Source organism: Bradyrhizobium erythrophlei (assembly GCF_900129425.1).
GTDB classification, from domain to species: Bacteria; Pseudomonadota; Alphaproteobacteria; order Rhizobiales; family Xanthobacteraceae; genus Bradyrhizobium; species Bradyrhizobium erythrophlei_C.
The window spans coordinates 7,036,737-7,063,715 of sequence record NZ_LT670817.1 but is presented as its reverse complement, the minus strand read 5'-3'; the positions used below and the strand labels follow the sequence as shown (position 1 = coordinate 7,063,715).

The 26,979-nt window shown below is 60.1% G+C and carries 26 protein-coding genes and 1 tRNA gene; 13 read left to right on the top strand and 14 right to left on the bottom strand.

The features are described 5' to 3' along the window. The first annotated feature begins 32 nt into the window (after window positions 1–32). Entirely contained in the window at window positions 33–776 is a 744-nt protein-coding gene (locus B5527_RS33625; RefSeq protein WP_079605330.1) for a hypothetical protein, read from the top strand. Between the two features lie 68 nt (window positions 777–844). On the opposite strand, the gene B5527_RS33620 is transcribed toward B5527_RS33625, so the two are convergent. Together B5527_RS33620 and B5527_RS33615 are read right to left on the bottom strand one after the other, a co-directional pair. Beyond that, complete coding sequence (locus B5527_RS33620; protein WP_079605329.1) at window positions 845–1,618, bottom strand: alpha/beta fold hydrolase; 774 nt, start codon at window positions 1,616–1,618, stop codon at window positions 845–847. 316 nt (window positions 1,619–1,934) lie between these two features. Then, the gene (locus B5527_RS33615; protein WP_079605328.1) at window positions 1,935–2,411 is read right to left on the bottom strand and encodes an Hsp20 family protein; all 477 of its coding nucleotides are present in this window, start codon (window positions 2,409–2,411) and stop codon (window positions 1,935–1,937) included. A 221-nt stretch (window positions 2,412–2,632) separates the two neighbouring features. On the opposite strand from B5527_RS33615, the gene B5527_RS33610 reads away from it, so the two are divergent. Then, window positions 2,633–3,580 (top strand): alpha/beta fold hydrolase, encoded by a 948-nt coding sequence (locus B5527_RS33610; RefSeq protein ID WP_079605327.1) that lies wholly within the window; start codon window positions 2,633–2,635, stop codon window positions 3,578–3,580. A gap of 269 nt (window positions 3,581–3,849) precedes the next feature. On the opposite strand, the gene B5527_RS33605 is transcribed toward B5527_RS33610, so the two are convergent. Beyond that, window positions 3,850–4,608 carry a sulfite exporter TauE/SafE family protein gene (locus tag B5527_RS33605; protein WP_079605326.1) on the bottom strand — a complete coding sequence of 253 codons (759 nt, stop codon included), beginning with the start codon at window positions 4,606–4,608 and terminating at the stop codon, window positions 3,850–3,852. A 95-nt stretch (window positions 4,609–4,703) separates the two neighbouring features. Between B5527_RS33605 and B5527_RS33600 the strand changes: the two genes are divergently transcribed. After that, entirely contained in the window at window positions 4,704–5,597 is an 894-nt protein-coding gene (locus tag B5527_RS33600; protein WP_079607710.1) for a LysR substrate-binding domain-containing protein, read from the top strand. 127 nt (window positions 5,598–5,724) lie between these two features. Here the strand turns inward: B5527_RS33600 and B5527_RS33595 are convergent, their stop codons facing one another. The 3 genes from B5527_RS33595 to B5527_RS33585 form a co-directional block, all read right to left on the bottom strand. Further along, complete coding sequence (locus B5527_RS33595; protein WP_079605325.1) at window positions 5,725–6,693, bottom strand: Bug family tripartite tricarboxylate transporter substrate binding protein; 969 nt, start codon at window positions 6,691–6,693, stop codon at window positions 5,725–5,727. Window positions 6,694–6,809: 116 nt separating this feature from the next. Next, entirely contained in the window at window positions 6,810–7,592 is a 783-nt protein-coding gene (gene hisN, locus B5527_RS33590; RefSeq protein ID WP_079605324.1) for a histidinol-phosphatase, read from the bottom strand. A gap of 526 nt (window positions 7,593–8,118) precedes the next feature. Then, window positions 8,119–9,006 carry an N-formylglutamate amidohydrolase gene (locus B5527_RS33585; RefSeq protein ID WP_079605323.1) on the bottom strand — a complete coding sequence of 296 codons (888 nt, stop codon included), beginning with the start codon at window positions 9,004–9,006 and terminating at the stop codon, window positions 8,119–8,121. Window positions 9,007–9,303: 297 nt separating this feature from the next. Between B5527_RS33585 and cpdR the strand changes: the two genes are divergently transcribed. Next, a complete protein-coding gene (gene cpdR, locus B5527_RS33580; RefSeq protein ID WP_079605322.1) occupies window positions 9,304–9,663 on the top strand; it encodes a cell cycle two-component system response regulator CpdR in 360 nt (119 codons plus the stop codon). Window positions 9,664–9,759: 96 nt separating this feature from the next. Further along, a tRNA-Val gene (locus tag B5527_RS33575) sits at window positions 9,760–9,834 on the top strand. A 577-nt stretch (window positions 9,835–10,411) separates the two neighbouring features. Here B5527_RS33575 and B5527_RS33570 read toward each other — a convergent pair. Then, the gene (locus B5527_RS33570; RefSeq protein WP_079607709.1) at window positions 10,412–10,609 is read right to left on the bottom strand and encodes a DUF3551 domain-containing protein; all 198 of its coding nucleotides are present in this window, start codon (window positions 10,607–10,609) and stop codon (window positions 10,412–10,414) included. A gap of 184 nt (window positions 10,610–10,793) precedes the next feature. Between B5527_RS33570 and B5527_RS33565 the strand changes: the two genes are divergently transcribed. Beyond that, on the top strand, window positions 10,794–10,988 hold the full coding sequence (locus B5527_RS33565; protein WP_245332779.1) for a LuxR C-terminal-related transcriptional regulator: 195 nt from the start codon (window positions 10,794–10,796) through the stop codon (window positions 10,986–10,988). 70 nt (window positions 10,989–11,058) lie between these two features. Here the strand turns inward: B5527_RS33565 and B5527_RS33560 are convergent, their stop codons facing one another. Next, entirely contained in the window at window positions 11,059–11,730 is a 672-nt protein-coding gene (locus B5527_RS33560) for an SGNH/GDSL hydrolase family protein (RefSeq protein WP_079605320.1), read from the bottom strand. Between the two features lie 295 nt (window positions 11,731–12,025). Between B5527_RS33560 and B5527_RS33555 the strand changes: the two genes are divergently transcribed. The 3 genes from B5527_RS33555 (at window position 12,026) to B5527_RS33545 (ending at window position 15,107) form a co-directional block, all read left to right on the top strand. Continuing rightward, a complete protein-coding gene (locus B5527_RS33555; RefSeq protein ID WP_079605319.1) occupies window positions 12,026–13,219 on the top strand; it encodes an aspartate kinase in 1,194 nt (397 codons plus the stop codon). Between the two features lie 35 nt (window positions 13,220–13,254). Further along, a complete protein-coding gene (locus tag B5527_RS45550) occupies window positions 13,255–13,659 on the top strand; it encodes a hypothetical protein (protein WP_079605318.1) in 405 nt (134 codons plus the stop codon). A 227-nt stretch (window positions 13,660–13,886) separates the two neighbouring features. Then, entirely contained in the window at window positions 13,887–15,107 is a 1,221-nt protein-coding gene (locus tag B5527_RS33545; RefSeq protein ID WP_079605317.1) for an ABC transporter substrate-binding protein, read from the top strand. A gap of 157 nt (window positions 15,108–15,264) precedes the next feature. Here B5527_RS33545 and B5527_RS33540 read toward each other — a convergent pair whose 3' ends face one another. The 3 genes from B5527_RS33540 to B5527_RS33530 form a co-directional block, all read right to left on the bottom strand. Continuing rightward, a complete protein-coding gene (locus tag B5527_RS33540) occupies window positions 15,265–16,881 on the bottom strand; it encodes a hypothetical protein (protein ID WP_197689238.1) in 1,617 nt (538 codons plus the stop codon). Between the two features lie 62 nt (window positions 16,882–16,943). After that, window positions 16,944–17,177 carry a hypothetical protein gene (locus B5527_RS33535; RefSeq protein WP_079605316.1) on the bottom strand — a complete coding sequence of 78 codons (234 nt, stop codon included), beginning with the start codon at window positions 17,175–17,177 and terminating at the stop codon, window positions 16,944–16,946. A gap of 58 nt (window positions 17,178–17,235) precedes the next feature. Further along, the gene (locus tag B5527_RS33530) at window positions 17,236–17,811 is read right to left on the bottom strand and encodes an HdeD family acid-resistance protein (protein ID WP_079605315.1); all 576 of its coding nucleotides are present in this window, start codon (window positions 17,809–17,811) and stop codon (window positions 17,236–17,238) included. A 267-nt stretch (window positions 17,812–18,078) separates the two neighbouring features. Between B5527_RS33530 and B5527_RS33525 the strand changes: the two genes are divergently transcribed. Beyond that, window positions 18,079–19,095: an AI-2E family transporter gene (locus B5527_RS33525; protein ID WP_079605314.1), complete on the top strand. Its 1,017-nt coding sequence runs from the start codon at window positions 18,079–18,081 to the stop codon at window positions 19,093–19,095. 3 nt (window positions 19,096–19,098) lie between these two features. Here B5527_RS33525 and B5527_RS33520 read toward each other — a convergent pair whose 3' ends face one another. From B5527_RS33520 to B5527_RS33510, 3 genes are all read right to left on the bottom strand, one after another. Beyond that, complete coding sequence (locus tag B5527_RS33520) at window positions 19,099–20,892, bottom strand: metallophosphoesterase family protein (RefSeq protein WP_079607707.1); 1,794 nt, start codon at window positions 20,890–20,892, stop codon at window positions 19,099–19,101. Between the two features lie 374 nt (window positions 20,893–21,266). After that, window positions 21,267–21,443 (bottom strand): hypothetical protein, encoded by a 177-nt coding sequence (locus B5527_RS44790; RefSeq protein ID WP_154072662.1) that lies wholly within the window; start codon window positions 21,441–21,443, stop codon window positions 21,267–21,269. A gap of 783 nt (window positions 21,444–22,226) precedes the next feature. After that, the gene (locus tag B5527_RS33510) at window positions 22,227–22,475 is read right to left on the bottom strand and encodes a DUF3489 domain-containing protein (protein WP_245332364.1); all 249 of its coding nucleotides are present in this window, start codon (window positions 22,473–22,475) and stop codon (window positions 22,227–22,229) included. Window positions 22,476–22,939: 464 nt separating this feature from the next. Between B5527_RS33510 and B5527_RS33505 the strand changes: the two genes are divergently transcribed. The 3 genes from B5527_RS33505 to B5527_RS33495 are packed head-to-tail and all read left to right on the top strand — an operon-like array spanning window position 22,940 to window position 26,923. After that, window positions 22,940–25,630: a hypothetical protein gene (locus B5527_RS33505; protein ID WP_425305117.1), complete on the top strand. Its 2,691-nt coding sequence runs from the start codon at window positions 22,940–22,942 to the stop codon at window positions 25,628–25,630. A 4-nt stretch (window positions 25,631–25,634) separates the two neighbouring features. Beyond that, window positions 25,635–25,994, top strand: coding sequence for a hypothetical protein (locus B5527_RS46790; RefSeq protein WP_245332363.1), 360 nt, complete (start codon window positions 25,635–25,637; stop codon window positions 25,992–25,994). A 23-nt stretch (window positions 25,995–26,017) separates the two neighbouring features. Next, window positions 26,018–26,923 carry a LuxR C-terminal-related transcriptional regulator gene (locus B5527_RS33495; protein ID WP_079607706.1) on the top strand — a complete coding sequence of 302 codons (906 nt, stop codon included), beginning with the start codon at window positions 26,018–26,020 and terminating at the stop codon, window positions 26,921–26,923. Window positions 26,924–26,979: the final 56 nt, after the last annotated feature.

Below are 26,979 nucleotides of genomic sequence, written 5' to 3'. Positions count from 1 at the left end.
CCGGGCGTCGGGCGTGACAGGAGGGACGGGCGATGAAACTGTATACAGGATGGGTGATGTCGGCGGGGCTGGTTCTCGCTGCTACGGCCGCACATGCGCAGACGCTGGCGCCCTACGGCATCGGCAGGTCGCCATATGCAGCCGTATCCGACTTCGATGGCCCCTATGCCGCGGTGCCGCAGGAAGCCCCCGCCCCACGCTACTACCCCTACGGACCGGCGCTGCTGCCGCCGCCGGAAATCTACGCCATCGTCCGCCAGAGCGGGTTTTCGCCGCTTGGGATTCCGCACCAGCGCGGCCTCGTCTATATCATTGCCGTGATCGACCCCGGCGGCGACGACGGGCGGCTGGTGATCGATGCCCGCACAGGGCGGATCATCCGCTTCATGCCGGCGTACCGGATGGGCGATAATTTCAGCGAGGACATGACGGCGACCTATAGTCCGGTCGGGCCGCCTCCGATCAGCGCCGTCAGGGGACCGCCGCGACCACCGCTCCCGATACCGGGGGCAAGGGTCGCGAGCCGCACGCCTTCGGTACCGGTACCGAGAGCGGCGCCGTTGCGTGCCGGTGAAGTGCCGCGCGCCGGCGAAGTCAAGCCGCTGGCCGCCGGTCCCACTTCCGCGCCGGCGCAGCAATCGGCCGCGGTGCAGCCAAAACCCGCTGAGGCCGGGCTGGCTCCGGCGCAAGCCACTTCGCCCGCTGTCGTCGAGGCAAAGCCCGCGCCACAAATCCAGCCAACCCAAGAAATGCCGAAGGTACAGGGATTGGAGTAGAAACGTCATCTCTACACCGGTCGTCCTCGCGAAAAGCGGGGACCCGTCTGCAGTGTCGCGGTTGAATGCTACTTCTTCCGCCCGGCGGCAGCCAGGATCAGATCGGCGACCTCTTTGGGGTGGGACACCAGCGACAGGTGACCCGCCTCCAATTCCACCGTGGTCGCGTTCATGCGCTTGGCCAGGAATCGCTCGAGGTCGGGATTGATGGTCTGGTCGAGCTTCGACACTGCGTACCATGACGGCTTGGAGTGCCAGGCGGCCGCAGTGGTTCGCTCGCCGAACAGCGCGGCGGCCGCGGGTTCCTCCACGGCGTAAAGGACCTCTGCTTTCTTGTGGACGACGCCGTTGGCGAAGGACCTGAGAAAAGCTTCTTCCGAAATTTTGGTGAAACCATCGTGCTCCTGAACGCCCGCGCGCACCGGTCCCGCCGGATATTTCCCGGAAAGCGCGACGAAATCCTCGCCGGCGTCGGGGGCCCGCGCCGCGACATAGACAAGCGCGGTGACCTTCGGGTCGGTGCCGACGTCGCTGATGACGGTGCCGCCCGAGGAATGGGCGACCAGCACGGTCGGACCATCCTGGAGCGCCAATTCGCGCCGGGCCGCAGCATCGGAATCGGCGAGCGAGGTCAGCGGATTTTGCACGGCGGTGACCTTCAGGCCGGCGGCCTGAAGCAGCGGGATCACTTCGGCCCAGCTGGAGCCGTCCGCCCATGCCCCGTGCACCAGCACGACGTTGCGCGCCTCGACGGGCGTGGCCTGCTGAGCGCGCGCGGACTCGACGAGCGCCGCGGTCAGCGCGGCGACGGCTATTGCGATGACGACCCGAGCTATCTGCATCTGCGACTCCCTGGCTTAATCATCCAGCTGAAACGTCGCGCTCTCACCGTGCCTTCGCCAGTGCAGTCACAGCGTCATGGGATCACAGCTCAGTGAATTCCAGAGATGTCGCGTGCGGTAGAAGGTGAACAAGCTGGACTGGCGCCGCGATCGAGAAGCTTAATTTGCCCAGTCATTCCGGGGCGCGCAAAGCGCGAACCCGGAATTTCGAGATTCCGGTCTGGTCCTTCGGACCATCCCGGAATGACGACGAAAACAAAAACGCCCCGGTCTCCCGGGGCGCTTTCGCATTCAGAACCTGGCGTGAAGAACCGCGTTATGCCGCGGCTTTCTCGGCCGAGCCGTCGAGCACCTGCGGTGCCTGAGCGGCCGTCGAAATCGGAATGTTGCGGGGCTTCTTGGCCTCGGGAATCTCGCGGACGAGATCGACGTGGAGCAGGCCGTTCTCAAGCGAGGCGTTTTTCACCACCACGAAATCGGCAAGCTGGAAGGCCCGCTCAAAGGCGCGCGCGGCGATGCCGCGGTACAGCACCTCGGACGTGTCCCTGCCGTTTTCATTGGCGGATTTTTCGCCCTTGATCGTCAGCGTGTTTTCCTTCGCGACGATCGAAAGCTCGCCCTGCGAGAAGCCGGAAACCGCGACGCTGATGCGGTAGGTGTTCTCGCCGGTGCGCTCGATATTGTAGGGCGGATAGCCGGGGCTGCCGTCGGCGGTGGCCTGGTCGAGCAGGGAAAAGAACCGGTCGAAGCCGACGGTGGAACGATAAAACGGGGTGAGATCGTAGGTACGCATAGAGTAGTCCTCCATTGAGCGACTGTTGAATATACCCGCCCGCCATCGGGCCGGGCTTTCGTCTAACGTGCAGCCTTGCTTCGGCTTCCCGAAACACTGGTAGCGGCCTGCACGAAGGTGATATGGGAGGGGTCAAACCGCGTTCAAGAGGCTGCGACCGAGCCGCTTTTTTGACGCTCCCGCCTTGATTTTCAGCACTTCTCACCTAGCCGGTCCCCCCAATGACGCTGGTCTCGATTCCCGCCAATCCGGTCCCGGAGGACGTCGTCAGCGGCACCATCAAGACCCCCGACGGCGCCGAGTTGCGTTTTGCGCGCTGGGCGCCGCCGGCAGGCCGGAAGGGCACGGTCTGCGTCTTCTCCGGGCGCGGCGAGCAGATCGAAAAATATTTCGAGACGGTGCGCGACCTGCGCGACCGCGGTTTCGCTGTAGCGATGATCGACTGGCGCGGGCAGGGCCATTCGTCGCGGCGCCTGCGCGATCCGCGCAAGGGCTATGTCCGCGATTTCTCTGATTTCGAAGCGGACGTCGAAACCTTCGTGCAGCAAGTGGTGCTGCCGGATTGCCCGCCGCCGCATTTCGCGCTGGCGCATTCGATGGGCGGCGCGGTGATGCTGCGGGTCGCGCATGCCGGCAAGCGCTGGTTCGACCGTATGGTGCTGTCGGCGCCGATGATCGACCTCCCCGGACACCGCACCTCGTTTCCGGCCCGCGCGCTGCTGCGCGTTTTGCGGCTTGCCGGCCAGGGCGGTCGCTACGTTCCCGGCGGCAGCGACGCGCTGACCGGCACGGAGTCGTTCGTCAACAATCAGCTGACCAGCGATCCCGTGCGCTATGCCCGTAACGCCGCGATCCTCGAGGAAGATCCGACGCTCGGCATCGGATCGCCGACGGTCGCGTGGGCCGATACGGCGTTTCGCGCCATGCACGGCTTCCGCGCCTCGACCTATCCTCTGGAAATTCGTCAGCCGATCCTGATGCTGGCCGCCAGCAACGACACGATTGTGTCGACGCCGGCGATCGAGGAGTTCGCCTATCACCTGCGTGCCGGCTCGCATCTGGTGATCGCCGGCGCGAAGCACGAAATCCTGCAGGAGCAGGACCGCTACCGCGCCCAATTCTGGGCGGCGTTCGATGCGTTCGTGCCAGGCACGCCGTTGTTCAAGTGATCAGGCGTCGGCCTTGGCCGCTGCCAATTATCGTGCGCCCCGGCATCGGCTACAAGTTCGATTGAGATCCGTGCTGACGGTAAGCCGGGACTGCCGGGCCGCGCCTGCCAACCGCGACCGAGAGTGCGTGCGGCGCCCACACCAAATGTTGTCACGCCCCGCGAAAGCGCGGCCTCCAATACGCCGCGGCTTTTCGAATCAATCACTGACGCTGCGTTTGCTGGATCGCCTGCATTCGCGGGCGACGACAACTGCAATGGCTGCACGAATCACGACGCCAAAACCTCGTAAACCGCGCTGCCCGCGAGATAGATCCCGAGCAACATCATCGCGATCAGGAACCAGCGCCGAAAGGCTTCAGGCTCGAGCCGCGAGCGCACCGCCTGCCCGATGAACATCCCGGTGAAGGCGGCTGCCATCGCCACCGCACCCGGCAGCGCGGTCGATGCGCTCAGCAAGCCGGCACTGGTGAGATTGAAGGCAAGCGCCAGCGTCGCGACGGTGAAGAACACCCCGAGCGCCTGCACCAGTTCGTTCTTCTCCATGCCGATCGCCTGCATGAACGGCATCGACGGGATCACCTGCACGCCGGTGGCGGCGGAAACCACGCCGGTGAGCAGGCCGATGATCGCGCCGATCCATTGTTCGTCACGGCGTCCGACCTTGAAGCTGAATTTGCTCAGCCCGATAATCGCATAGATCACCAGCAACACCCCGAGAACGATGGTGCCGTAGCTCGCATAGGGGCCGGTCAGCATGCCCGCGTTCAGCCAGATCCCGACCACCGTGCCTGCCATCAGCGGCCACAGCCGCCGAATGATGTCGCGCAGGTAAGGTCCCACAAAAGTCTGCCAGATGTTGGTGACGATGGCGGGCACGATGACGATGGCGAGCGCATGCGACGGCGGCATGGTGACGGCAAGCAGGCCCATCGCCACCGTCGGCAGGCCAAGCCCGATCACGCCCTTGATGAAACCCGCAAGCAGGAACGCCGCGGCGATGAGGATCAGGAGAGATTCGGATGACATCCGATCACATTGACCGATAGAGGCAATCGGCACAATCTGCAGCTTACGGAGCAAGCCTTCGGCTATGACGAAGGCAGATGCTGACGGAAATCGCCATGCGTTTCGACCTGGTCGACCTCCAGCTGTTTATCGCGGTAACCGAGGCGCGCAGCATCACGGCCGGCGCGCTTCGCGCCCATCTGGCGCTGGCGTCCGCGAGCGCGCGGATCAAGGGCCTCGAAGCAGCGCTCGGGGTCGCGCTGTTGAAGCGCGGCCGCCGCGGCGTCGAGCCGACCGCGGCTGGGGAAAGCCTGCTCGACCACGCCCGCATCATCCTTCACAATGTCGAGATGATGCGCGGCGATCTCGCCGCTTATGCCACCGGCGCCAAAGCCAGCGTGCATTTGCTCGCCAACACCTCGGGACTGTCCGAGTATCTGCCGAAGGCGCTTGCGGCGTTCTTGCGCGAACATCCCGATATCAATGTCGACGTCGAGGAACGCGAAAGCACCGACATCGCCACCGCGATCGCGACCGGGGTTGCCGATCTTGGCTTTGCCGCCGAGCATGCCTTGCAGGACAATCTGGAACGGTTTCTGTTCTGCGAGGACCGGCTGGTGCTTGTCGCCGCGCGGCGCGGCGCTCTTGCCGGCCGCCGCCAGATAGATTTTCGGGAGGTGAGTGCCTGCGACTTCGTCGGGTTGACGAATTCGACAGCACTTGCGCTCCACATCGCCAGACATGCGGCACGGCTCGGCGCGCGCCTCAGATTCCGGGCACGCTTGCGGGATTTCGACGCGATCTGCCAGATGGTGGCGGCCGATGTCGGCATCGCGGTGGTGCCCGAAGCCGCCGCGAGGCGTTGCGCAGGGTCGATGCCGATCATGATGATCCGGATTCGTGATTCCTGGGCGAACCGCAAGCTCGCGATCTGCGCCCGCAGTTTCAAATCCTTGCCGCGGCCGGCGAAGCAATTGGTGGAACATTTGCGCGAGGCCGCGCAGTGCTAGACCTTTATAATGAAGCGCGGCTTGCCCGGCCTTGTGCCGGGCATCCACGCCTTGACGCTACATCCGCGAGAAAAGACGTGGATGGCCGGGACGAGCCCGGCCATGACGGAATGAGAAGCGGTGACGCTCACTTCTCCGTCGGTATCCCGGCGTCTTTTATGACCTTCGCCCATTTCGCAATTTCAGCCTCGATAAAGCTGCGGAAATGCTCCGGCGTGTCGCCGACCAGTTCGGCGCCCTGGCTGGCGAGTTTCTCCTTCACGGCGGGATCGCGCATCGCCTCGGTCGCGATCCGGTTCAGGTTGGCAACGATGGCCGGCGGCGTTCCCGCCGGAGCCACCATGCCGTACCAGTTCTCGGCCAATAGCTCGGGCATGCCGACCTCGGCGGTGGTCGGCACCTCCATCGCGGTCGGAGCGCGCTGTGGTGCGCCGATCGCGATCGCGCGCAACGCGCCGGCCCTGATCTGCGGCAGCAGCACCGGCAGATCGAGGAATACCATCTGCACCTGTTGGGCGAGCAGATCGTTGACGGCGGGCGCAGCACCTCGATAGGGCACGTGCACGATGTCGATCCTGGCCGTGAGCTTTAATAGTTCGCCCGCCAGATGCGGCATGCTGCCGGGGCCGGTTGATGCAAAATTGAGTTTTCCGGGCTGCGCTTTGGCCAGCGCGATCAATTCGTTCATGTCGTGGGCCGGAACGCTGGTGGCGACCACCAGCATCTCCGGCACCTCGGCCACCAGCGTGATCGGCTGCAAGTCCTTCAGGGTGTCGTAGGCGATCCTTTCCATGTTGGGGCTGATCGTGAGCGCGCCCGCGCTTGAGATCGCAATGGTGTAGCCATCCGGTTTGGCTTTCGCCACCGCGTCGGTGCCCAATACGCCCGCCTGTCCGCCGCGGTTTTCGATCACCACCGGCTGTTTGATCAGCTCTGACATGCGCTGCCCGATCACGCGTGCGATGATGTCGTTGGGACCTCCGGCCGGAAACGGCACGATCAGCCGGATCGGCTTGTCGGGAAAATCCCCGGCCACGGCCGACGCCGGGAGCAGCAGCACTGACAGCCCGGTCAGGAAGGCACCCAGAACTTTCATGAAGGCCTCGAAAATTCGTCATGCCCGGGCCTGTCCCGGGCATCCACGTCTTGACAGCATAGCAGCAAGAAAGACGTGGATGGCCGGGACGACGCCCGCCACGACGAAAAAGCCGATTAGCTGTTAAGCAGCTTGATCGCGGCCTCATGCACGCGCGGATCGCCCGCCGCGATGATGCGGCCGCCGCCCTGCGCGGGCTTGCCCTCCCAGGTGGTGACGATGCCGCCGGCGCCGGTGATGATCGGAATCAGCGCCGCGATATCGTAGGGCTTCAATTCAGTCTCAACCACGAGATCGAGGTGGCCGGCCGCGAGCATGCAGTAGGAATAGCAATCGCCGCCGTAGCGGGTCAGCCGCACCGCTTGCTCGATGCGGCCGAAGGCGGAGCGGTCGGCGGCATTCATCAACAAGGGACTGGTGGTGTACGAGGTCGCCTCTTTCAGCGAGGCGCAGCGCCGCACCGCCAGTTTCCGCATCCCCGACGGCCCATGGTAATGCGCCGAGCCGCTGTCGCCGCTGAACCGTTCGCCGATGAAAGGCTGGTGCATCATCCCGAACACCGGCGTGCCCTTGTGCAACAGCGCGATCAGCGTGCCCCAGATCGGAAAGCCCGCGATGAAGGACTTGGTGCCGTCGATCGGATCCAGCACCCAGACATACTCCGCGTCTTCGCGCTCGCTGCCGAACTCCTCGCCGACAATGCCGTGCTGGGGGAAATTGGACTTGATCAGCCGCCGCATCACCGCTTCCGCGGCGCGGTCGGCCTCGGTCACCGGATCGAAATCGTGGCTGTTGCTCTTGTTGTCGATGGAAAGCGAGGTTCGGAAGAACGGCAGGATGGTTTCCCCCGAGGAAGTCGCGAGGTGGCCGATGAAGGCTGTAAAATCGATAACCGTCACGGCGATTCCTTAAAGGGAGCGGGCAGGGAATGTGTCTGCTCCTGCCTAGCTCAATCCCGCATGCAGCGCACGGTCCGCGCAGGCTTTATCCAGCATCGAGATGATCGTCTTAGACTTTCGAATCAGCCTGCGCAGAGATGAATTTTCCAATGACAGCGCCGATCACGAAATCGAGAGCGAAGGGCCGCCTGCTCAGCGGAATTATCGGGCCAAATCCTGACGATTCCTTCAAGTAGCTGAATTTTTGAGAAAAACGATCGAGCTTGAAGCTCCCGCCGCCGCAACCAAGCCCCGTGAATTTTGCATGGGAAACGGCTCAAAAGCCCTTGCACTTTGTGCAGCGCGGTCGCATATTGTTGCGGTGCGGTAGCGCCTCGCGCTATCGCTGCCCTCCTTGGGCGTTTCCTCCCTAGACTTGGGCCGCTTGTTTACTCAAGCGGCCCTTTTTTCTGGCGCGATGATTCGGGGATGCGCTTTTCGAGTGCAGTCCCGCCGAGGCGCTCAACGCGCGCGCCAGCCACCGATTCTATTCCGCCGCGGCCTGGAATGGTCCGAGGTCGCCGAACGGAACGGCGGCCAGCGCGTCGGCCAGGCTTGCGAAATCGGCCGCCACCTGCGCAAACCTCGGTCCGCGTTCGCGCCGGCGCTCATCCATGTAGATCGCGCGGTTGAGTTCAAGCTGGATCGTATGCAGTCCGGATGCCGGATTGCCGTAATGCTCGGTGATGAAACCGCCGGCATATGGCTTGTTGCGGCCGACCGAATAACCAAGCCGGATCATGGTTTCCTCGACCATGTCGGGCAGCAGGGCGGCGCAGCTGGTGCCGTAGCGGTCGCCGATCACCACATCGGGGCGCCGCGGTTCGTCCCGCGACACGCCGATCGAGGGCATCGAATGGCAATCCACCACGACCACGGTTCCGAACGCCTGGTGCGCCTTGTTGATCAGCCGCCGCAGCGCGCGGTGATAGGGCTTGTAGAGCGCCTCGATCCTGGCCAGGGCGTTGTCGACGGAAAGGCGCTCGCGATAGATCTCCTGGCCGTCGCCGACCACGCGCGGGATGGTGCCGAGGCCGCCGGCCACCCGCATCGATCGGGTATTGGCGAAACTCGGCAGTCTCCCCGAGAACATCCGCGGATCGAGTTCGTAGGGCTCCCGGTTGACGTCGACATAGGAGCGGGGGAAGTTGACCCTGACAGTCGGAAATCCGCGATCGCTCAAGTCCGCGATCAATTCGTCCATGAACGAATCCTCGGAGCGGCGCAGCGAGGTCAAATCGATCCGCGACGCATTGAGAAATTCGTGCGGATAGACCGAGCCGGAATGCGGAGAATTGAAGATGATCGGCGCCTGCCACACGGCCGGCTCCACAATCTCGAACGGGGGCGACAGTTCGCCATCAAACAGGGTCATGGTCGGGCACCGTCCCTGCGCTGTGCTGGACACATCAATTCTGCCAAAAAGACGGAATTATATGAGAGCGCATTGTCGATAATCACAGCCCTTCTGCCAAGTGAAAAAACTCTTAAAGCGCCTGGAACGCTTCTTAAGCACGCAAAAACGCCCGGCTTCATTGATTTGACGCACTTTCCGGTACAGAGATAACCTGCGGGCCGCCGACCGCGCTCCGCGCCCTTTCACCCGAAATTTACCCTCTGTCGGGCTTAGTGTGCGGACTGATCCTCTCATTCGGATTCGACGACCAACCCCATGCACAAAATCCTCCTCGCCGAAGACGACAACGATATGCGCCGCTTCCTGGTCAAGGCGCTGGAAAACGCCGGTTTTCAGGTCTCGTCCCATGACAACGGCCTCTCCGCCTACCAGCGGTTGCGCGAGGAGCCGTTCGAAATGCTGCTCACGGACATCGTGATGCCCGAGATGGACGGCATCGAACTGGCGCGCCGCGCCTCGGAACTCGACCCCGACATCAAGATCATGTTCATCACTGGCTTTGCCGCGGTGGCCCTGAACTCGGATTCCGAAGCGCCGAAGAACGCCAAGGTGCTGTCGAAGCCGGTGCATCTGCGCGAATTGGTCAGCGAAGTGAACAAGATGCTGGCGGCCTGATTCGACCGCCCTGGTCCTCCGAGGCTCCCGGCCCAAGCATCCTTGCCTGCCCGCTTTGGAGCCGATATACGGACCGAACCCGATACCCCTAGTTTAGGGCGCGTAGCTCAGCGGGAGAGCACCTCGTTGACATCGAGGGGGTCACAGGTTCGATCCCTGTCGCGCCCACCATCCAGTCCTACGAAACCGCAAATCCCGGCGCCGATGCGCCGTTTCTGTGGGGATTTTCGCCGGTATCGTTCGACCGGTGACCCTTGCGGTATCTCAGGCCAATTCAGGCTCCCGTCTCCCCATCCAAAAATTCCGTTCCCCGCGGCAGGGTTTTGGCGCCAATGCCGGCCGCTGCCGGGAATTTTTGGGAGCCTTGGGGGCCAAAAGCGCATCGTTTCGACCCCGGTCCGTAATTATTGCGGATTCAATTCAAGCAGGGCAAATGCAACTCGCACCTTCGGATTCTGCACCGTCGCCTCGTCTTTTAAGTTTCGGCACAATGCGCGTTTAGAATGCACCGCAATGTCAGGTGATCATCTGGTTGAAGATGGAGAATCACCCTTGCCGCGGATCCGAAAGGTTGCTCCGGCTTTGGATTGAAATACCGCAGCCTAAGACATCTGAAGAAAGCCGTTCTCTTGTTTCGATCTTTGGAGATTTCGATCGATGCAAGATCGTGGGCCCGATTTTCACGGCGAACAAAAGAATTGCGTCGCTCGCCATGTCGTATCGAGCCCTGATCGCAACAGACAGCGCTCTAACCATGCCTGCGGACGCAAGTGCCGCCTCTTCCGCTGAGGGACGCGCGACATTGTTCATGGGTATGGTACATACAACTGGTGTGTCCTTGCACTCTGGAGCACCACTGCATTCCGCGGGCCTCTGCTGGTGTAGCTAGGGCGATCATGCCCGCCGTCAATGCGATTGAAGTCGCTGCGAGAATCAATTTGCGCATGAGCGCCGGGACAAGCAGGGCAAATGCAAATTGCGCTTTCGAATTCGGCATCGTCGCCTCCTGTTTTAGGTATGCCACCGTGCACGTTTAGAATGTATCACGGTACCGACCTTATTTCACTAGCGTTTTATTGGAGAAATTGCTCTGCAACTACCTGTTGCATAGGAAGGACAAGTCGGATGTCGTGCTATCTTCGCGAGAACAGAGCGTTGTTCAACTGATCGCGGAAGGGCACACCAACAAGTCCGTAGGCGCGGTCCTGAATCTTAGCGTGAAGACGGTCGAAACTCATCGCGCATCGGCAATGCGTAAGCTCGGTATTTCATCGACGGCTGAGTTGGTACGATATGCGATTCGTACAAAATTGACCGGACTTTGAATGCAAGGTATCTTTCGCCCGAACCCGTTCGCGTGGTCGGCCCATCCGTCAATCTTCCCTTCAGATTCCTTTAGTGCGGCTCGCGGCTTAACGCGCCGTCGCATTTCAGTGCGCTTTCAATACCGGCAACGATGACCGTGATCCAATGATGGTATGAACTTTCGGTCGGGTGAATGCCATCCCGAGACTCAATTCCGACTATCGCGCCGAGGTCAATGATGGGCGCCCCTCTTGATGCCGCAATTTCGATTATCGCCGCATCGATAGATTTTATGGTGGATGGATTTAGCATCTTAGCGACGGGAAAATTGGTATCAACGGGCGCGAGCGTGGCGAGAGCGATTGGAGATTTAGGAAGGCTGTCGATCAGCAATCCATAAGTTGCCCTGAAGTCGGTTCGGTATGCGAGCACGGCATCGTTTATGCCGAGCGTAATGACAATAAGAGCCGGTGATAATCGTCGAGCTGTCATCTCTTCTGCAAACGGAATGAAGGTTGATGCACGACTCCCGCCGATCCCTGCATTGATTAAAGGTATTCCGCAAACTGATGCTGGCAAGCGCGCATTTTGCGTCAGGCTATCGCCGATAATTACAATGAAAGTACCTTTAGTGCGGCTCATTTTTTCGAGGGCTTCGAGCATATCGCGTTGGTGATCGACGTTCTTCTTAATGACGTAGCCCGTCGTAATGTTGCTGGCGGCCAACACCAATAAAAATATCGCCCATCGAGTGGCTTTCATGAGTCTTTTCTAATCCCGCAACTCAGTCACGTAAATCCACCCCAACGACAGGTGGTTCGCTCGCTGCGCTTCCTTGCGGGCGCGCTGCGCTACGCAAGTGCGAGCGTTTTCCAATACGGGCTGCGCCCTATGGTAGACTAAATGTGTGGGCCGTCCTATCCGGCCGCCGTACTTTGTTCTCGGGGAATACCATTCGCGATGGCGGGGGTATTAAAAAAGCTTCACGCCTGCGCCTTTTGGGGCGATTATCGCCGACATGTCGCGGCGCCTCTCTCAAGGTATTTCTGTAGGTAGAATGCGCAACAATCCCATCATCGTGCAAAAATACGGCGGCGCCTGTCTTGAAACACCGGCGAAAATCCGCGCGGTTGCGAGCAGTCTCGCCGATTTGCATAGCCGTGGTCATCGTGTCGTGGCGATCGTTTCAGCGATGGGTAAGACCACCGACGAACTTGTTAAGATGGCCTATCAAGTGAGCCCGCATCCCAATCGCCGTGAACTCGATATGCTGTTGACCACCGGTGAGCGCATCAGCATGTCTTTGATGAGCATGGCGCTGTCTGATCTCGGCGTGCCGGCGATTAGTTTTACCGGCAGTCAAGCCGGAGTAATGACCGACGAATCCCATTCCTCCGCACGAATCTTAAGTGTGCGGCCCGTTCGCGTGCGCGAAGAACTCGATCGCGGGCGCATCGTGGTTTTGGCGGGCTTCCAGGGCGTGAATCCGGTGACCAAAGAAATCACCACGCTGGGCCGGGGTGGCAGCGACACCACGGCGGTCGCCATGGCCGCGGTGTTAAAAGCCGAGTGCTGTGAAATTATCAAAGAGGTCGACGGAGTTTGCTCGGCCGATCCGCTCATCGTGGCGAATTCAAAACCCTTGCGTCGGCTGGATTTTGCGTCGTTATCCGAAATGTGTTTTTGGGGCGCCAAGGTTTTGCATTTTCGCAGCGTGGAACTGGCACAAAGCCAAAATGTGCCTTTGGTTCTAAAAAGATGGGGCGGCGCTGAACGCAGCACGCAAGTGATGAAAGAGGTTGTCGGAATGGAAAGCGGAAAGGTTTTGGCCGTCAACTCGATGGCTCGCATTGAACATGTGGAGATCGATTCGGCGGATCTCAATCAAGGTTTTGAGAAATTCGCGCGGCATCTCAAGCAAAACGGTTTATCTTGGCCGCAACTCCTCGCCTCGGCTTTCACCGCCGGAAAAACGCGCATTATGATGACGAGCGATTCGGAGTCGCTCGACACCTTGCTGCGCACGCTGGAAAGGACTAAAGACTTGCGCAAACAGCGTGAGACTTTAAGTTCGGTGAGTCTCACTTGCTTCGGCGGCGTTTCTTCAGACTTGCCATTCAAGGCGATTCAGATTCTGCAACATCACGGGATTGTCGCCGACAAATATGTTTTGTCACCGCATTCGGTAAATTTATTTATTCCTGTCGAGAGCCGCGAGGCCGCGGTCAAGGCTTTGCATTCGCTGATCTAGTTGACGGTTTTGTCAAAAAATTACGCAGCTGCACAATGCTTGCCGAAGTCTTGGGCTCTCACGGTGCGGGCCGCGCATTCGTCAACTTGCACCGCTTCTCCAGCGCGTCACTCCGCCTGTATACGTTGCAGTCACTGGCGCCGAAAGGCGGCCAGGTCAACAAGAACCGCCCAATCCGGCCGCCAGAAGGTGCGAAAGTCGAGATCGCCAACGAAGACGACGACGGCTATGGCGTCGTGACTCCTCGCGGAAAGACGTGGTGGGTCAACGGCGAACGAGTGCGGGCTTACCGAATGACTGAAATTCAAATTAGGACTTCGAGTGAAGGGGCGCTTCCGCGCTTGGCACTTCTGACCCTAAGGATGTCGGCTAATCGGGGCATCACCGGAAGTCGCCGGCGAGCGGTCAAGATGACGCATTTGACTCGAACCGGGCATTGAGCCTGACCAGCTTTTGACACCGTTTGTCGCCATTTTTCATTCGTTGCCCGGTCGCAAAGTGCTAGGCTTTAGGCATTGAACAAGCGCGGTCTTTCGGGGGCACATGCGGCGGCGTGAGTTCATCATGCTTCTTGGCGGTGCAGGCGGCTGTGCGTCACCGCTCGTCGCGCGCGAGCCGGACCATCCCATCGTCATCAAGCGCTGGGCTCTGTAATTGAGTTAATCCGATGCAAACCTGGGTCCGAACGCCCGTTGCGATTGTGTTGGCGCTCACTGCATTGAGCGCGATCTCCGAGCGAGTGCGCGAACAAGGCGTGACCGACACTGAAATTCGTATCGGCAATCTCATGCCTTACAGCGGAAATTTGAAGGTCTTCGGGGCGATTGGGAAAGCCGAAGCCGCGTATTTTGAGATGATCAACGAGCGCGGCGGAATTAGCGGCCGTAAGGTACGCTTTATCTCATATGATGATAAATCCAATCCGGTGACCGCCCTAGAGCTTACGCGCCGTCTTATCGAGGAAGACGACGTCTTGTTGATGTTCGGCTCTTTCGGAACTCCGGGCAACTTTTCCGTTCGCAGTTACTTGAATGAAAGGCAAATTCCTCAACTTTTTATCGCCTCCGGAGACGATCATCTGAGCGATCCATCGTTATTTCCGTGGACAATGGGTTGGCAGCCCTCGTTTCGGGAAGAGGGGCGCATCTACGCCAACTACATCCAGGCGTCCTACCCCGGAAGCAGGATTGTTGCTCTTTGGCAGAACGATCAAGTCGGTCGAGAAATAGTCAGGGGGTTGGAAGACGGGCTCGGTAACGTCGCCCGTATGATCAGGGTCGATATCGCGTACGATATCGCAGATGAGCATCTGGACACGCATGTATCGATCTTGAAACAATCAGGAGCGGAGATTTTTGTATTTGCAGGAGCGCCTGCAAACGCAGCGAAAGTAATCCGAATAGCGGCGGAGTTAAATTGGCACCCTGTGTTCATTTTGAGCCATATGGCTTCATCGATTGCGACGGCACTAAAGCCTGCTGGCGTGGAAAATGCTGTGGGCGCGATTACAGCCACCTTCTTGAAGGATGCAGACGATCCAGCTTGGAAAGACGAACAAGCCACAAAGGACTGGCAGTCATTTGTTGACAAATATAGTCGGGCCGGAGGCAAAGAAGACGGCGCCGCCGTCTTCGGTTACGCGGCCGCCGAGACACTGGTGCAAGTGCTCAAGCAGTGCGGCAATGACCTATCTCGCGAGAACGTCATGAAGCAGGCAGAGACCCTCAAAGACTACCAAGGCTCCGTTTTGCTGCCTGGGATCAAAATCAGCACTGGCCCTTGGAACTTTCGGCCGATCAAACACCTGCGACTAGTTCAATTCGACGGCCGCACGTGGCAACCAATCGGTGATGTCCTCGAAACGGCTTTCTCCAACGTCGACAGGTAGCTGTGTCCGGGGAAACAACTGGTTCGAATGGAGGACGCGAAATCCAACGTCTCCATGGAGCCAGACCGTATCGTGTCAATCCAGCGAGGACTAATACAGCAACCGGAAGACCCCTGAACATGGCGCGCTTCCATGATCACAGTGCCGCGCCGGCAACTTAGGCCGTCCTGGTGAATCCAAGATCGTCCTCGATCACTGTGGTGGGCCCAATCGGGACCTGGCCAGCATTGGCTAAATTGAGTTGGCGGAAGACGATCTTGTCTCGCCAAACCTTGCGGAGGAAATCTTCGAAGACCTGAATCGTCAACTGCTCGCCTGGACACCGTCGGTATCCGAAGCCGAACGGTGCGAAGCCGGCATAATCGCAAACCGGAAGGCTCTTCCCGTCGACAACACCGAAAACCGTCCCAAAACCGCTATTGGTGATGTTTGCCTTGCGTCCATCCTTGACCTCGAAATTTGTGATCTCAAATGGACATCGCGCGAGGCCGATCTGGTGACATTTATCTTCAGTAATCTGGGCGCTGGTCGGAACGCCAAGATACCTTGACGGATCAAAAGCATTCGGGTCCTTCCAGTGGACTGGGTCGAGGCTGGTACTTGTGTGTGGTGTGCTGATGTAGCTATGGCGTTCCATGGGAAGGCCGAACTTTTGCTGCGGAGATCCGCCATAGGCGCTTGTCCTGGCATCGTGGATAGCCGAGATGCTCCCGCCGTTTGGCGATATGACGCGGAATAATTCCATAACGAACAATTCCAGCGGCGAGAAGGCAGCGCCGTTGGCATTGTCGAAATTTCCGCTCATCGTTTTCTGAAACGAGGCTCGAACAGCCGGATCGCCACCGTCTTCGGATAAGCGCGACATAATTCCGAAGATTGAGTTACCCCATTGGCTGAGTGCCACGAAATTGTGGAAACACTCGAACACGACGTCCCTTTTTTCAAAGTGGCGGCCGTCGCCGGCGTTCTTCAGCCAATACCAAGCTATTGTCTTTTCGGGATCCTTGGTTTTGTTACTTTCAATGTCGGCGAGTCGATCATCGATCCATGATTTCAGAAAGTCGAGGCGTTCGCGAACTATCATGTAATTATCATAGGTGATGGGCAGCAGAGGATTCCTGTATGCAAGAACCGTGTTGAATGCTTCACCGATCTGACGTACTTCGAAAGGAACAGCATCTCCGGTCACTCCGAGGTGAAGGTCCCAATAGAGGTCGAAATAATAATCGAGGTAATGCCGCATGAACGGCTTGTTGGCGAATTTCTGATCCATGAGTTTGTCGAAGAAAGCGACGACCTTCGCGCTATACATCGGCTTGTAAAGGTCCGGCGTCACCCCCGAGAAGTAAATCCTTTTGCGGAGATTGTTGGGGCCACGTTTCTCAAGACCCTGCAAAAAGACCGTCACGCCGTCTTCAGGGGTTGGTCGCCAGTCGCGGGTAATGAGTCCCCAGAGGTCGTAAGGCAGTGCGTTTTCCTTACTAAAAGTGACGTCGATCACCGGTAGCATCGGACGCTCGCCTTCGTAAAAACTCGTCAGAAAAAACGGTATGACGACCTTCTCGACGTACTCGTGATCGAGGTTGGCTGGAATGGTCTCACGAAAACGTTGAAGCGCAATTAGAATTTGATCCGGAAGTGACTGCGGCGGCGTACCGGCAGATGCCTGCTCTATGCTTGTTACCATTGAAACTGATGCGGCGCTCCCCAGCATCCCAAAAGCGGCTGCGCCACCCTTAAGAACCGTTCGACGTTCCACGACTTTCGTTTCCATTGAGCTACTCCGTTTTCGTCCATCGTCACCCTGTTCGGCCGGAGATGAAACGACACCTTAATTCAGGGCGAGCCCACAATGCTGCGTCTTGACCCTTCGTACGATCGACGCAGCAGCGCGAACAGGCTGCCGCCCGTCGCCGCGCCCAGGATGTAGACGACGGCAACCAACACTGCGAGCGGCACGCGGGCATTGAAGCCGAGAAAGGACATCGTGACGATCTCGAAGTTCTGCAGCGCAAAGATGATGGTCGCCGCCACGATCAGAATGATGACGGCGAGGTAAATCCAGCGCATGGGCGTCTCCTTAGCGGCGACCAAGAGACCGTGTGGCGCGCAGTCCGCCGACTACACCTCAACGAACGTGGCGCAGGCCGAAGCCGAGTCCGATCCAGGCTGCGCCGGCCATGATGAGATCGATGCCAAGGAACACGCCGAGGATATAGAGGCTCGAGACCGGCCAGTGCGCCAAAATCAGCAGGCCGAGCAACAGCGTGATCGCACCGGACAGCAGCACCCAGATCCAGGGCGTTTCCCGTTTCATGCTGGAGGCCAGGATGATCCGCATGATGCCGCAGGCCAGCAGCGATGCGCCGAGAATGAGGGTGAGCAGCGCGGCGGCGAGCAGTGGATTCTCGAACGTGACGAAGCCCGCGATGATGTAGAGCACCCCGAGCAGGACCCAGAGCAGGAATTTGCCCCAGCTCTTGATCTGGAAGGCGCTGAATACTTCGGCGACGCCGGCGATGATCATCATCACGCCGACGACGAGGACGCTCGCGACAGTGGCCATCACAACGCTGCCAAGCGCGATAAACCCGGCGAGCAGATAGACGACGCCGAGTGCGACGATCCAGCCCGACTTGGCGCGTAGCGGTGCCAATTCAGAACTGGCTTGAGAATTTATAAGAGTGTCTGAAGCATGGGTCATGACGGCCTCCGATGAGAAAACCAATCTGACGTTCGTCTGCAAGAGACGAGAGCATGAAGCATATCGAACAAGTGATACCGGTTGCAATCGCTATCTCTTGCCATTTTCGACTTTTAGGTTTTCGATATGGCCTCGCGCCTTGCCAGCAATTTTAGTGAACGACCCGGACCGGAGTGGTCGTGTTTCGTAGGGCTCTTGCCGCGGCAAGCTGGCCCCCTGCTCTCCGGTTTCTTCTGAAAGAATTTAAAGAATGGTGGCCGGCCTCACATGAAGATCACCGTCGGGATCATTGCGGCGGTGCTGCTAGCGGCTGCCGCCGCGCACGCGAGCACGGTATTTGCGCCGCTTGCGCTGGCAATCTTCATCGTCGCGATCGTTTGGCCATTGCAGCACCGGCTGCAGACGCGGATGCCCAAGCTACTGGCGCTGGCGATCACGATGGTCGTCACGGTCGCAGTGTGCCTCGCCTTCGCTTCGCTGGTGATCTGGGGCTTCTCTCGGGTGGGACGATCACTCGTCGCGGATGCTGCGCGTTACCAGGCGCTGTATGACACCATGGTGACATGGCTTGACGGTCACGGCGTCTCAGTCGCCGGGCTGTGGGCCGAACATTTCAACGTCGCGTGGCTTTTGCGCGCGACGCAGCACATCGCCGGCCGCGTCAACACCACGCTCAGCTTCTGGCTGATCGCGCTGGTCTACGTCGTTTTGGGACTGCTGGAAGTTGACGACATTCGACGGAAGGTCGAGGCGTTCGACAACCACGAGGCTGCGCGCGTGCTTCACGCCGGCAGCACTGCGACCGCGGAGAAGTTCAGAAAATACTTGCTGGTGCGGACGCAGATGAGCGTCATGACCGGCGTGCTCGTCGGGTTTTTCGCCTGGATCGTCGGGCTGCCGTTCGCGATTGAATGGGGCGTGATCGCCTTCGCGCTTAACTATATCCCGTTCATCGGGCCTTTCATCGCTACGCTGTTTCCGACTTTGCTGGCAATGACACAGTTCGACAGCTGGCAAGCGGTTCTGGGCGTCTTCGCCTGCCTCAACATCATCCAGTTCGTAATCGGTAGCTATATCGAGCCCCGCGTGTCTGGCAACATTCTTTCGATCTCTCCCTCAGTCGTGCTGTTCACTATCTTCTTCTGGACCTTCCTGTGGGGTCTGTTCGGTACCTTCATCGGCGTGCCGATCGCCCTCGCCATCCTCAGCTTCTGCGGCCAGCATCCGTCGAGCCGCTGGCTAGCCGATCTGCTCGGCGGACCAAAACCGGCCAAAAGCCCATAAGGCTTAACCAGCGAATCGAGGTTCGACGCCAGCGATCTCGATGCGCTCGGGCGGAAGCAAATAAAGCCGCCCGTCGAGGCCAGCGGCCAGAGTGTGGATATGAAAATGCGTAGGTGCGTCGTCTGTCGCGCCCATCACCGGCGACGGGGCGGACACGATCTTCAGCTCGCCGCATGCGCCGATCCAGTCGACATGGCGGTGGCCGTGCATGACCACAATGCGGGCCGCGAACGGCCTGAGCTTGCGGATAAACCAGGTGCCGTTGACGAGCGCGGTGCCGACGCGCTCTGAAAATGCCGTCACCGGCATCGGATATTCCAGCAAGTGGTGATGCAGCGCGACGATCCAAATGGCCTTTGGGAACTCGTTGATCGCAGCAGCCAGACGATGCGTTTGTGCGACAGAGACAAATCCGAGCGCGTTCGTGAAGGAGAAATGGGTTTCGGCGTTGGAGTTGAGGATAGCGACGCCGAGACCGTCCTCCGGATCTGGCGGCAGGATCATCGGAAACTGATCGTCGAAGACGCGCCCGAGCCCGGCGGCGCGGCGCAGGCCCCCACTCTCCGCGAAGGCCGCGATCCGCAGGCGATGCGGCGCCAGCACCTCATTGAGTGTCGACGCGCGTTGTTCGGCGCCGTCGACAACGTGCACGCGGTCGCCCTGGACTGCCGCGATCGCTGACAGCGTCCGCATCTGCCGCAAACGCTTGCCCGGGCTGAATGGCAAGTCGAGCCGCGCTGGATTGGCGCGATCGACGATGTTCACGTCGTGATTGCCGGGCAGCACGATCATGCGCGCGGCGAGAGCGGGATGCCGCGCCACAGTGTCAAGGAATTCAGCCCATTCCGTCGCGCGGCCGGTATCGGTCATGTCGCCGCTGACGATCACGAGATCGAGCGGATGTGCGGTATGAATGGCCGCGAGGCGGGCCATTACGCGGTCGAGACGTTCGTTACCGCGCGGGCCGCCGCGCCCGCTTTCGATGCGAAAACCATATCGCTCACCGACTACGTGAAGGTCGGACAGATGCACGACGCGCCAGGTGCGGCCACAGGGCGGCGCGGCATCGAATGCAGCGAGATCGAAGGGCTGCTCCATGTTGGCATCCGCAAAGCCCCAGACCAGCGCCGCGATCGCGAGATAACCCGACACCAGCAAGACGGCGTTGGCAAGCGTCGGCAGGACCAAGCGATGCAATGCCGCGAGGTCGCCCACGGTGCCCATCCAGCGTGAGCCCGGCCAGATAAGAATGACGATCAATGCCGCGCATCCGCACACAAGGGTGCCGGCAGCGGCGGAACTCGCCGCGCGCAACCGCGCCCGCTCGGCCGGGGTGGAGTGCTGGGCGAACATCCGCTCCGCCAGATGACGCAACGCCTCACGGCAAAATGCATAGCCCGGCTGGACGGCAAGCGAGTTGAGCGACCAAAAGTTGACCTCCGCGATCCGCAACAGAGGCCGCCATCCGATCCATCCCAGCGCAACGACGACGACCAGTACCAGTGCGGCGCCGATTTCCGTTAGGGCCAGAATGTGTCCCGACACCGTGGCAAGCCATGCCGTAGCCACCAGCGGCGTAAGGCCGAGCAGCACCGCCGGCAGCAGCAGCGAGACCGTCCAGGCGAACAGCAGTTTCGGCAGGCTGATTTCGACCAACAGATTCCCGGCGATCGCGAGCAGCGACCTTCGTGCCGGACTCGCAGCGTCATCCTCGACATCGCCTTGCCGCGGATCAAGAAGCGGAAGCGCACCGCCTTTAACATGCATTGAATCATGCCCCGCAGTGGACTTCGTCATGACGCGAGCCTGCATCTTGCATCGGTAGCGGGATTGGTTTCTCCCGCGGAAACGATGCTATCAGTTTTTTGCAGTAATGCGCATTGTCGGGAATAGACCTGTGTACCGACAACTTAAAAACGGGCGTAGCGGTGATGGAGTCGGTCCAGGATGGCGCGTGAACAGATCGCACCGGTTTCGCTGAACCGGGCGAGAAATCGGCGCATGCTTGTTCAAGGATCGATGCGTTCTGATGCTATTATAATAGCCGGCGTAGGAGACTTTTGCAGACCCGCCAGCCGATCGCACCATAATTTCGCGGCTGGAGCGGTCTATCTGATTGGCGTAGGCCTCGGCATCTCGATCCGGATAGGCACCCACTGCATTTAATAAGTCTAGGTCAGCACAAAAGTCGCTTCCATAAATGCTCTGTATCCAAAGGATTCGGAAAGCCGTCGACGTTCTTGCTTGAGCTTGCTCACGTAAGCAGTGCCCAGCCCGAGCAGGATCACCCCCAACAACAGGACCATGACGAATATGATCATGGTTCGCCAGCTGAATTTCTGCATCATCAAAGTCTATCCGTAGGGCGTGAACCCATAAAACCAGAGGCGTCGGCGAACCCCCGCTTTGGTGCGAATAACGGACTCAAGTTGAACATCGCGCCATGTCCGACAAGTGCCGATACTGTTGCAAAAGTCGAAAATCGAACGGCTATGATGATCTCGCGAAAGTCGATTTTCAGACGTCTCTACCGCTGCCAAGCTCTGTAGGGCGGATACGAAGGTCGGTTTTGTCTGAAACGATATGGTCCCTCTGGTCGCCCCGTGCGAAACGCATCCGCGGTCCTAAAAATTTCGTTCGTCAGCCAAAAAATGCTTTTTCAACACTATCTGGCAATAAGCGACATCATCCGCTGTTCAATCTGGATTGCGTTCAACAGCATTCGCGGGGCATGCTCTGGCCGCCAGCAAAAGCCCCGGGCAAATGCCGGGCGCGGCGTAGGCTCTAGCGCGCCACCGGGGCAGCTTTTGCCGTGCTCCCAGGGTGCGCGGCTCGACCATGATTCATAGTGTGATGATGGGTGCGGCTGTGGTTAAGGCGAGTCATCCCGGCATCGCGGGCAAAGGTGTCGGTTGAGACAGTCGCGATACACGCGATACCGATGATAACTGAGGCGGCAATCGAGACGATGGTTCGACGCGACATGACCAATTCCTCCCCCAGATTGCTGGACTTGATCACCATGCCAAGCACAGCGCCTCTGGTCATTTTAGCTTCTGCGGGGCCCATCGTCCAGGCGGCTCACCCTCGACGGTGAGCCGGGAAATGAGCCGCAATGGCGGCTATGATCGCTACCGAGCGGCTGTGTGTACCGAGAACCTTATCTGAGTTGATGCTGTGATGGAATCGCCGAAGCTGGCCGAATGATCGGGCTGCTCTGAAACTAAATTGAGACCGAGCTTCTTGCGCACGACACCAGCGAGAACGCTGCGCACCGAATGTTGGCGCCAGTCAGTGGCGGTCATGATCGCGGCGATCGTCGTTCCCGTCGGCGTCCGCAGCATCGCAAGGATGCGGGCGTGCTTGGTGTCGGGCCGCATCGCCGTCTTTGAAGATGAAGGCGCTAGCCTTGTGCGAGACTTAGACTTGCTGGCGGATCGTGAAGTGAAGCGGGCCGCTGCCTTAGGCTTCGATCTGGTTTTGGTCATGGGATCCTCTGAGGTGCGTGCAACGCCATCCGCCGTACCACCTCAGCCCGCCGAGCCAGCCATCCGGCAGGGCGTGATCCCTTGGGGTGCTCCCCAGCAGGCATAGCAACGCGCCAATCAAGCACGAAAGCCACCATTTCTGAGCGAATAGTCGCCCGATGTGACGAAATCCCGCATTCCGTATCATGGGTTCGAATTGCACCGTTAACGCTCTAATCCAAAAGGGGTACCTCGCGATTCATCCGTGCGAGCACGAGTCATCCATGCGAGCAATGGAACATCCATGCGAGCAATGGAATTCGCATGCTGGCGATGTGCATAGTGACGCAATAGGCCATGTCCTACGCGTGATCGCGATGCGCCCGGCTAATGGAAAAATCCCAGTCCGCAACGATGATGGGAACCCCAGTTACGGAATTCTGGGCGCGTCTCGTATCGATTTGGACGACACGCGGTCTGCTCAGAAGGCAATGAGGCGCCTGTCCGAGTGCGGAAGAGCCGCGCCGCTGCGGATCACTACAGCACTCCTCGCGGCGGCGTGGGTGGGAACGCCGGGCCTTTCTGAAGGGCAGCCCGCGCAGCCGGATGCGCCCGTTAGCGCTGCGCAGAACGTTGATTTTGGCGGGGCGGCAGGCAATGACGGCTTCCAGACGGGGCAGGTTAGCCGGCGCGACGATAAATCGGTGCAGCTTGCGCAAAAAGGAACGAACGATACAAAGCAATCGCAGCAGGACCTGGAACAGGAACACCATAGGGCCGAGATGCTATCCGCCGAGCTCGCCACCGCACGGCACGATGTCGAGTTGCTGCTGAAGCTGCTGAACAAAGTGCGCTATGAATCGGCTCGCACCAAGCAGGCCGCGGAGAGTGAAACCGCCGAGTTGCGAAAATCCATCCAACAGGAACGCGATCGGGCCGGGCGGCTGGAACGCGATCTTGCGGCACGGCCCCATGTCGAGGCGCAGCGCAAGCCGAATGAAGAAGCCAGTCAGCTCAATCAGGCGGCGGATAGCCGTGCTGCGGAATTGCGAAACTCAATGCAGCGCGACCGGACCCAGCGGCTGGAGCGAGACCTTGCACTTGCGCACGGCGGTGTCGATCCGCAAGCGGGGTCGGCTACGAAGACGAGCCCCGAACCCGTCCAGCCGAAGCAGGCAGCAGAGAGCGGCGCGGCGGAGCTGAAAAAGGCCCTGCAACAGGAGCGCAATCGGGCGGAGCGGCTGGAGCGGGATCTTGCAACGGCGCGCCGGGACGTTGAGACGCAGACCGCGCTGGCGGCGAAGGCGAGCGAGGAATCCACCCAGCTGAAGCAGGCGGCAGAAAGCGGCACGGCGGAGCAGCAAAAGGCCCTGCAACAGGAGCGCAATCGGGCGGAGCGGCTGGAGCGGGATCTTGCAACGGCGCGCCGGGACGTGGAGACGCAGACCGCGCTGGCGGCGAAGGCGAGCGAGGAATCCACCCAGCTGAAGCAGGCGGCAGAAAGCGGCACGGCGGAGCAGCAAAAGTCCCCGCAACAGGAGCGCGAGCGCGCGGAGTGGCTGGAGCGGGATCTTGCAACGGCGCGCCGGGACGTCGAGACGCAGACCGCGCTGGCGGCGAAGGCGAGCGAGGAATCCACCCAGCTAAAGCAGGCGGCAGAAAGCGGCGCGGCGGAGCTGCAAAAGTCGCTGCAACAGGAGCGCGATCGGGCCGAGCGGTTGGAGCAGGACCTCTCGACGGCGCGCCGGGACGTCGAGACGCAGACCGCGCTGGCGGCGAAGGCGAGCGAGGAATCCACCCAGTTGAAGCAGGCGGCAGAAAGCGGCACGGCGGAGCTGCAAAAGTCCCTGCAACAGGAGCGCGAACGGGCGGAGCGGTTGGAGCGGGATCTTGCTACGGCGCGCCGGGACGTCGAGACGCAGACCGCGCTGGCGGCGAAGGCGGGCGACGAATCCACCCAGCTGAAGCGGGCGGCAGAAAGCGGCACGGCGGAGCTGCAAAAGTCGCTGCAACAGGAGCGCGAACGGGCGGAGCGGTTGGAGCGGGATCTTGCAACGGCGCGCCGGGACGTCGAGACGCAGACCGCGCTGGCGGCGAAGGCGGGCGACGAATCCACCCAGCTGAAGCGGGCGGCAGAAAGCGGCACGGCGGAGCTGCAAAAGTCGCTGCAACAGGAGCGCGAACGGGCGGAGCGGTTGGAGCGGGATCTTGCAACGGCGCGCGGGGAGGTTGAAACGCAGACTGCGCTGGCGGCGAAAACGAGCGACGAATCCACCCAGCTGAAGCAGGCGGCAGAAAGCGGCACGGCGGAGCTGCAAAAGTCCCTGCAACAGGAACGCGAACGGGCGGAGCGGTTGGAGCGGGATCTTGCTACGGCACGCCGGGAGGTTGAGACGCAGACCGCGCTGGCGGCGAAGGCGGGCGACGAATCCACCCAGCTGAAGCAGGCGGCAGAAAGCGGCACGGCGGAGCTGCAAAAGTCCCTGCAACAGGAACGCGATCGGGCGGAGCGGTTGGAGCAGGACCTCTCGACGGCACGTACCAAGATGCATGCGTACGAGGCTCAAGCCAGTAAGGCCAGCGACGAACAGGCACAGCACGACCAGGCGGAGGGGGTGGAGCGGGATCTCGCGAGTGCGCGCCGGGATGGTGAGACGCAGCCGGCGCTGGCGGCCAAAGCGAGCGCGGTCGGCGAGGAAGCGCAGGACAAGCGATTCAACGCTTACGCAAAGCCAAACGCAGACCGGGTAACAGTTGCGGACACTCGAGGCGGGCCTCAACCCAATCCCGAGGGCGCCGCGGATGTGGCAAAGTTGATGGCGCTCGCGAGTGTGCTGCTAGGACGGGGCGATATCGGCGCGGCGCGGATTGTGCTGGAGCGCGCTGTCGAGACGGGCAGCGCGCAGGCAAGCTTCACGCTCGCGGAAACCTATGACCCGCTCATTCTTCCCAAATGGGGAACATATGGGACGCGCGGCGATACGGCGAAGGCGCGAGATTTTTACGCACGGGCTGAAACAGGTGGAATCAAGGAGGCGAAAGAGCGATCCGAGGCGCTGCGTCGGTAGTTCAATGATCGCGGACGGACGAAATTGCCAACGTTGGTCCCGCGACTTCCTTGGGATCGAAACAATGGTCGGCAGGATAGCCCAGGGGCTGCGGAGCAGCCGCGCGGACCGGCAAGCGGAATGGCTTGAGAAGGAGTTGCTCGGTGACAAGATTTTTTCAAACACGCTCGCTGCCAAGCAGGACGAACGCATCCCGACGATCGTCGTGCCGACCGTGCTGGTCGCCTTCAACTGGCCAGTAAATTCGAACCGCTTCGAACGCGTTGAAGCGCAAAAATATTCGAAATCGGGACTTCCAGTCAGAAAGGAGGAGGTCCTTTGTCACCCAGTGAAAGGCGAGACTCAATTGCCCGCGGAATGTTGATTTGTGTAAGGCCGGAGGGAGCCATGACGCGGCGACAATCTTATGCAGCAATACTTGTTGGAAAAAGCATTTTACTCAGAGAAGGACTTGCCGGGATCTTGCGCTCAGCAAGTTTTCGTGTCCTGGCGTCGGTTTCGTGTGCGGACGACTTGCCACTGAGCAAACTCCGCCTTTACCAGCCGCTATTTCTCGTTGTCCATACTGGCGACGATTTTGATGCCGCGGTCGAACAAATCGCAGTTTTCAGGGATCAGCATCCGAGCGGACGCGTCGCAATTGTCTCCGATCACTGGCGGCTGGACGAGCTGGTTTCAGCATTTCGGGCGGGTGTCAGCGGCTATTTCGTCGACGTCATAAGCTGCGATGCATTCATCAAATCAATAGAACTGGTGATGCTGGGGGAAACCATTTTCCCGCCTGAATTTTTGTCATTCATCCTGGATGCCAAAGCCCGCGACCACACTGTGATGGCGCTGCCCGACGAAAATAACGAGCTTGTTACGATAGAGGATACCGTCGGACCACAGCTTTCCCCTCGGGAGAATTTAATTATGCGCTGCCTAATCGCGGGCGACTCCAACAAATGCATAGCGCGGAAGATCGATATCGCCCAGGGGACTGTGAAGGTCCACGTCAAGGCGATCCTTCGCAAAATCCGGGTCCAGAACCGGACCCAGGCCGCAATTTGGGGGATGAACAACGGATCGTTGGAACGAACGGCGAACAACAAGCCTCTCTTATCAAGGTCCGATATGAACAAGCGGCTCCCAAACCCGGTGGCTGAAATCCCGGAAATCGAGTCCGCCAAGCCTGTGACGCCCGCTGTGACCAACCACCAGGCAATTGAGTTGCAGGTGTCTCCAGCCGACCGTCTTATCAACAAGCTAAAGACGTTAAAGACTATGGGCAGGATCCGGCTCCGCAAATAGCCGAGGTTTGGCGCTCTTCATCGCACCGATCCAAACAAAGTGCCATCGCTCCCCTA

What these genes read in the sequence shown, in the direction of transcription:
- B5527_RS33495 (WP_079607706.1), top strand. Translation starts at nt 26,018, where the DNA reads ATGACGCGGCGACAATCTTATGCAGCAATACTTGTTGGAAAAAGCATT.
- B5527_RS46790 (WP_245332363.1), top strand. Translation starts at nt 25,635, where the DNA reads ATGATCGCGGACGGACGAAATTGCCAACGTTGGTCCCGCGACTTCCTT.
- B5527_RS33595 (WP_079605325.1), bottom strand. Translation starts at nt 6,693, where the DNA reads ATGAAAGTTCTGGGTGCCTTCCTGACCGGGCTGTCAGTGCTGCTGCTC.
- B5527_RS33535 (WP_079605316.1), bottom strand. Translation starts at nt 17,177, where the DNA reads ATGCGCTGGATTTACCTCGCCGTCATCATTCTGATCGTGGCGGCGACC.
- B5527_RS33520 (WP_079607707.1), bottom strand. Translation starts at nt 20,892, where the DNA reads ATGACGAAGTCCACTGCGGGGCATGATTCAATGCATGTTAAAGGCGGT.
- B5527_RS33540 (WP_197689238.1), bottom strand. Translation starts at nt 16,881, where the DNA reads ATGGAAACGAAAGTCGTGGAACGTCGAACGGTTCTTAAGGGTGGCGCA.
- B5527_RS33555 (WP_079605319.1), top strand. Translation starts at nt 12,026, where the DNA reads ATGCGCAACAATCCCATCATCGTGCAAAAATACGGCGGCGCCTGTCTT.
- B5527_RS33530 (WP_079605315.1), bottom strand. Translation starts at nt 17,811, where the DNA reads ATGACCCATGCTTCAGACACTCTTATAAATTCTCAAGCCAGTTCTGAA.
- B5527_RS44790 (WP_154072662.1), bottom strand. Translation starts at nt 21,443, where the DNA reads ATGATGCAGAAATTCAGCTGGCGAACCATGATCATATTCGTCATGGTC.
- B5527_RS33620 (WP_079605329.1), bottom strand. Translation starts at nt 1,618, where the DNA reads ATGCAGATAGCTCGGGTCGTCATCGCAATAGCCGTCGCCGCGCTGACC.
- B5527_RS33560 (WP_079605320.1), bottom strand. Translation starts at nt 11,730, where the DNA reads ATGAAAGCCACTCGATGGGCGATATTTTTATTGGTGTTGGCCGCCAGC.
- B5527_RS33545 (WP_079605317.1), top strand. Translation starts at nt 13,887, where the DNA reads ATGCAAACCTGGGTCCGAACGCCCGTTGCGATTGTGTTGGCGCTCACT.
- B5527_RS33570 (WP_079607709.1), bottom strand. Translation starts at nt 10,609, where the DNA reads ATGCGCAAATTGATTCTCGCAGCGACTTCAATCGCATTGACGGCGGGC.
- B5527_RS33605 (WP_079605326.1), bottom strand. Translation starts at nt 4,608, where the DNA reads ATGTCATCCGAATCTCTCCTGATCCTCATCGCCGCGGCGTTCCTGCTT.
- B5527_RS33600 (WP_079607710.1), top strand. Translation starts at nt 4,704, where the DNA reads ATGCGTTTCGACCTGGTCGACCTCCAGCTGTTTATCGCGGTAACCGAG.
- B5527_RS33585 (WP_079605323.1), bottom strand. Translation starts at nt 9,006, where the DNA reads ATGACCCTGTTTGATGGCGAACTGTCGCCCCCGTTCGAGATTGTGGAG.
- B5527_RS45550 (WP_079605318.1), top strand. Translation starts at nt 13,255, where the DNA reads ATGCTTGCCGAAGTCTTGGGCTCTCACGGTGCGGGCCGCGCATTCGTC.
- B5527_RS33625 (WP_079605330.1), top strand. Translation starts at nt 33, where the DNA reads ATGAAACTGTATACAGGATGGGTGATGTCGGCGGGGCTGGTTCTCGCT.
- B5527_RS33525 (WP_079605314.1), top strand. Translation starts at nt 18,079, where the DNA reads ATGAAGATCACCGTCGGGATCATTGCGGCGGTGCTGCTAGCGGCTGCC.
- B5527_RS33610 (WP_079605327.1), top strand. Translation starts at nt 2,633, where the DNA reads ATGACGCTGGTCTCGATTCCCGCCAATCCGGTCCCGGAGGACGTCGTC.
- cpdR (WP_079605322.1), top strand. Translation starts at nt 9,304, where the DNA reads ATGCACAAAATCCTCCTCGCCGAAGACGACAACGATATGCGCCGCTTC.
- B5527_RS33615 (WP_079605328.1), bottom strand. Translation starts at nt 2,411, where the DNA reads ATGCGTACCTACGATCTCACCCCGTTTTATCGTTCCACCGTCGGCTTC.
- B5527_RS33505 (WP_425305117.1), top strand. Translation starts at nt 22,940, where the DNA reads ATGCGCCCGGCTAATGGAAAAATCCCAGTCCGCAACGATGATGGGAAC.
- B5527_RS33510 (WP_245332364.1), bottom strand. Translation starts at nt 22,475, where the DNA reads ATGCGGCCCGACACCAAGCACGCCCGCATCCTTGCGATGCTGCGGACG.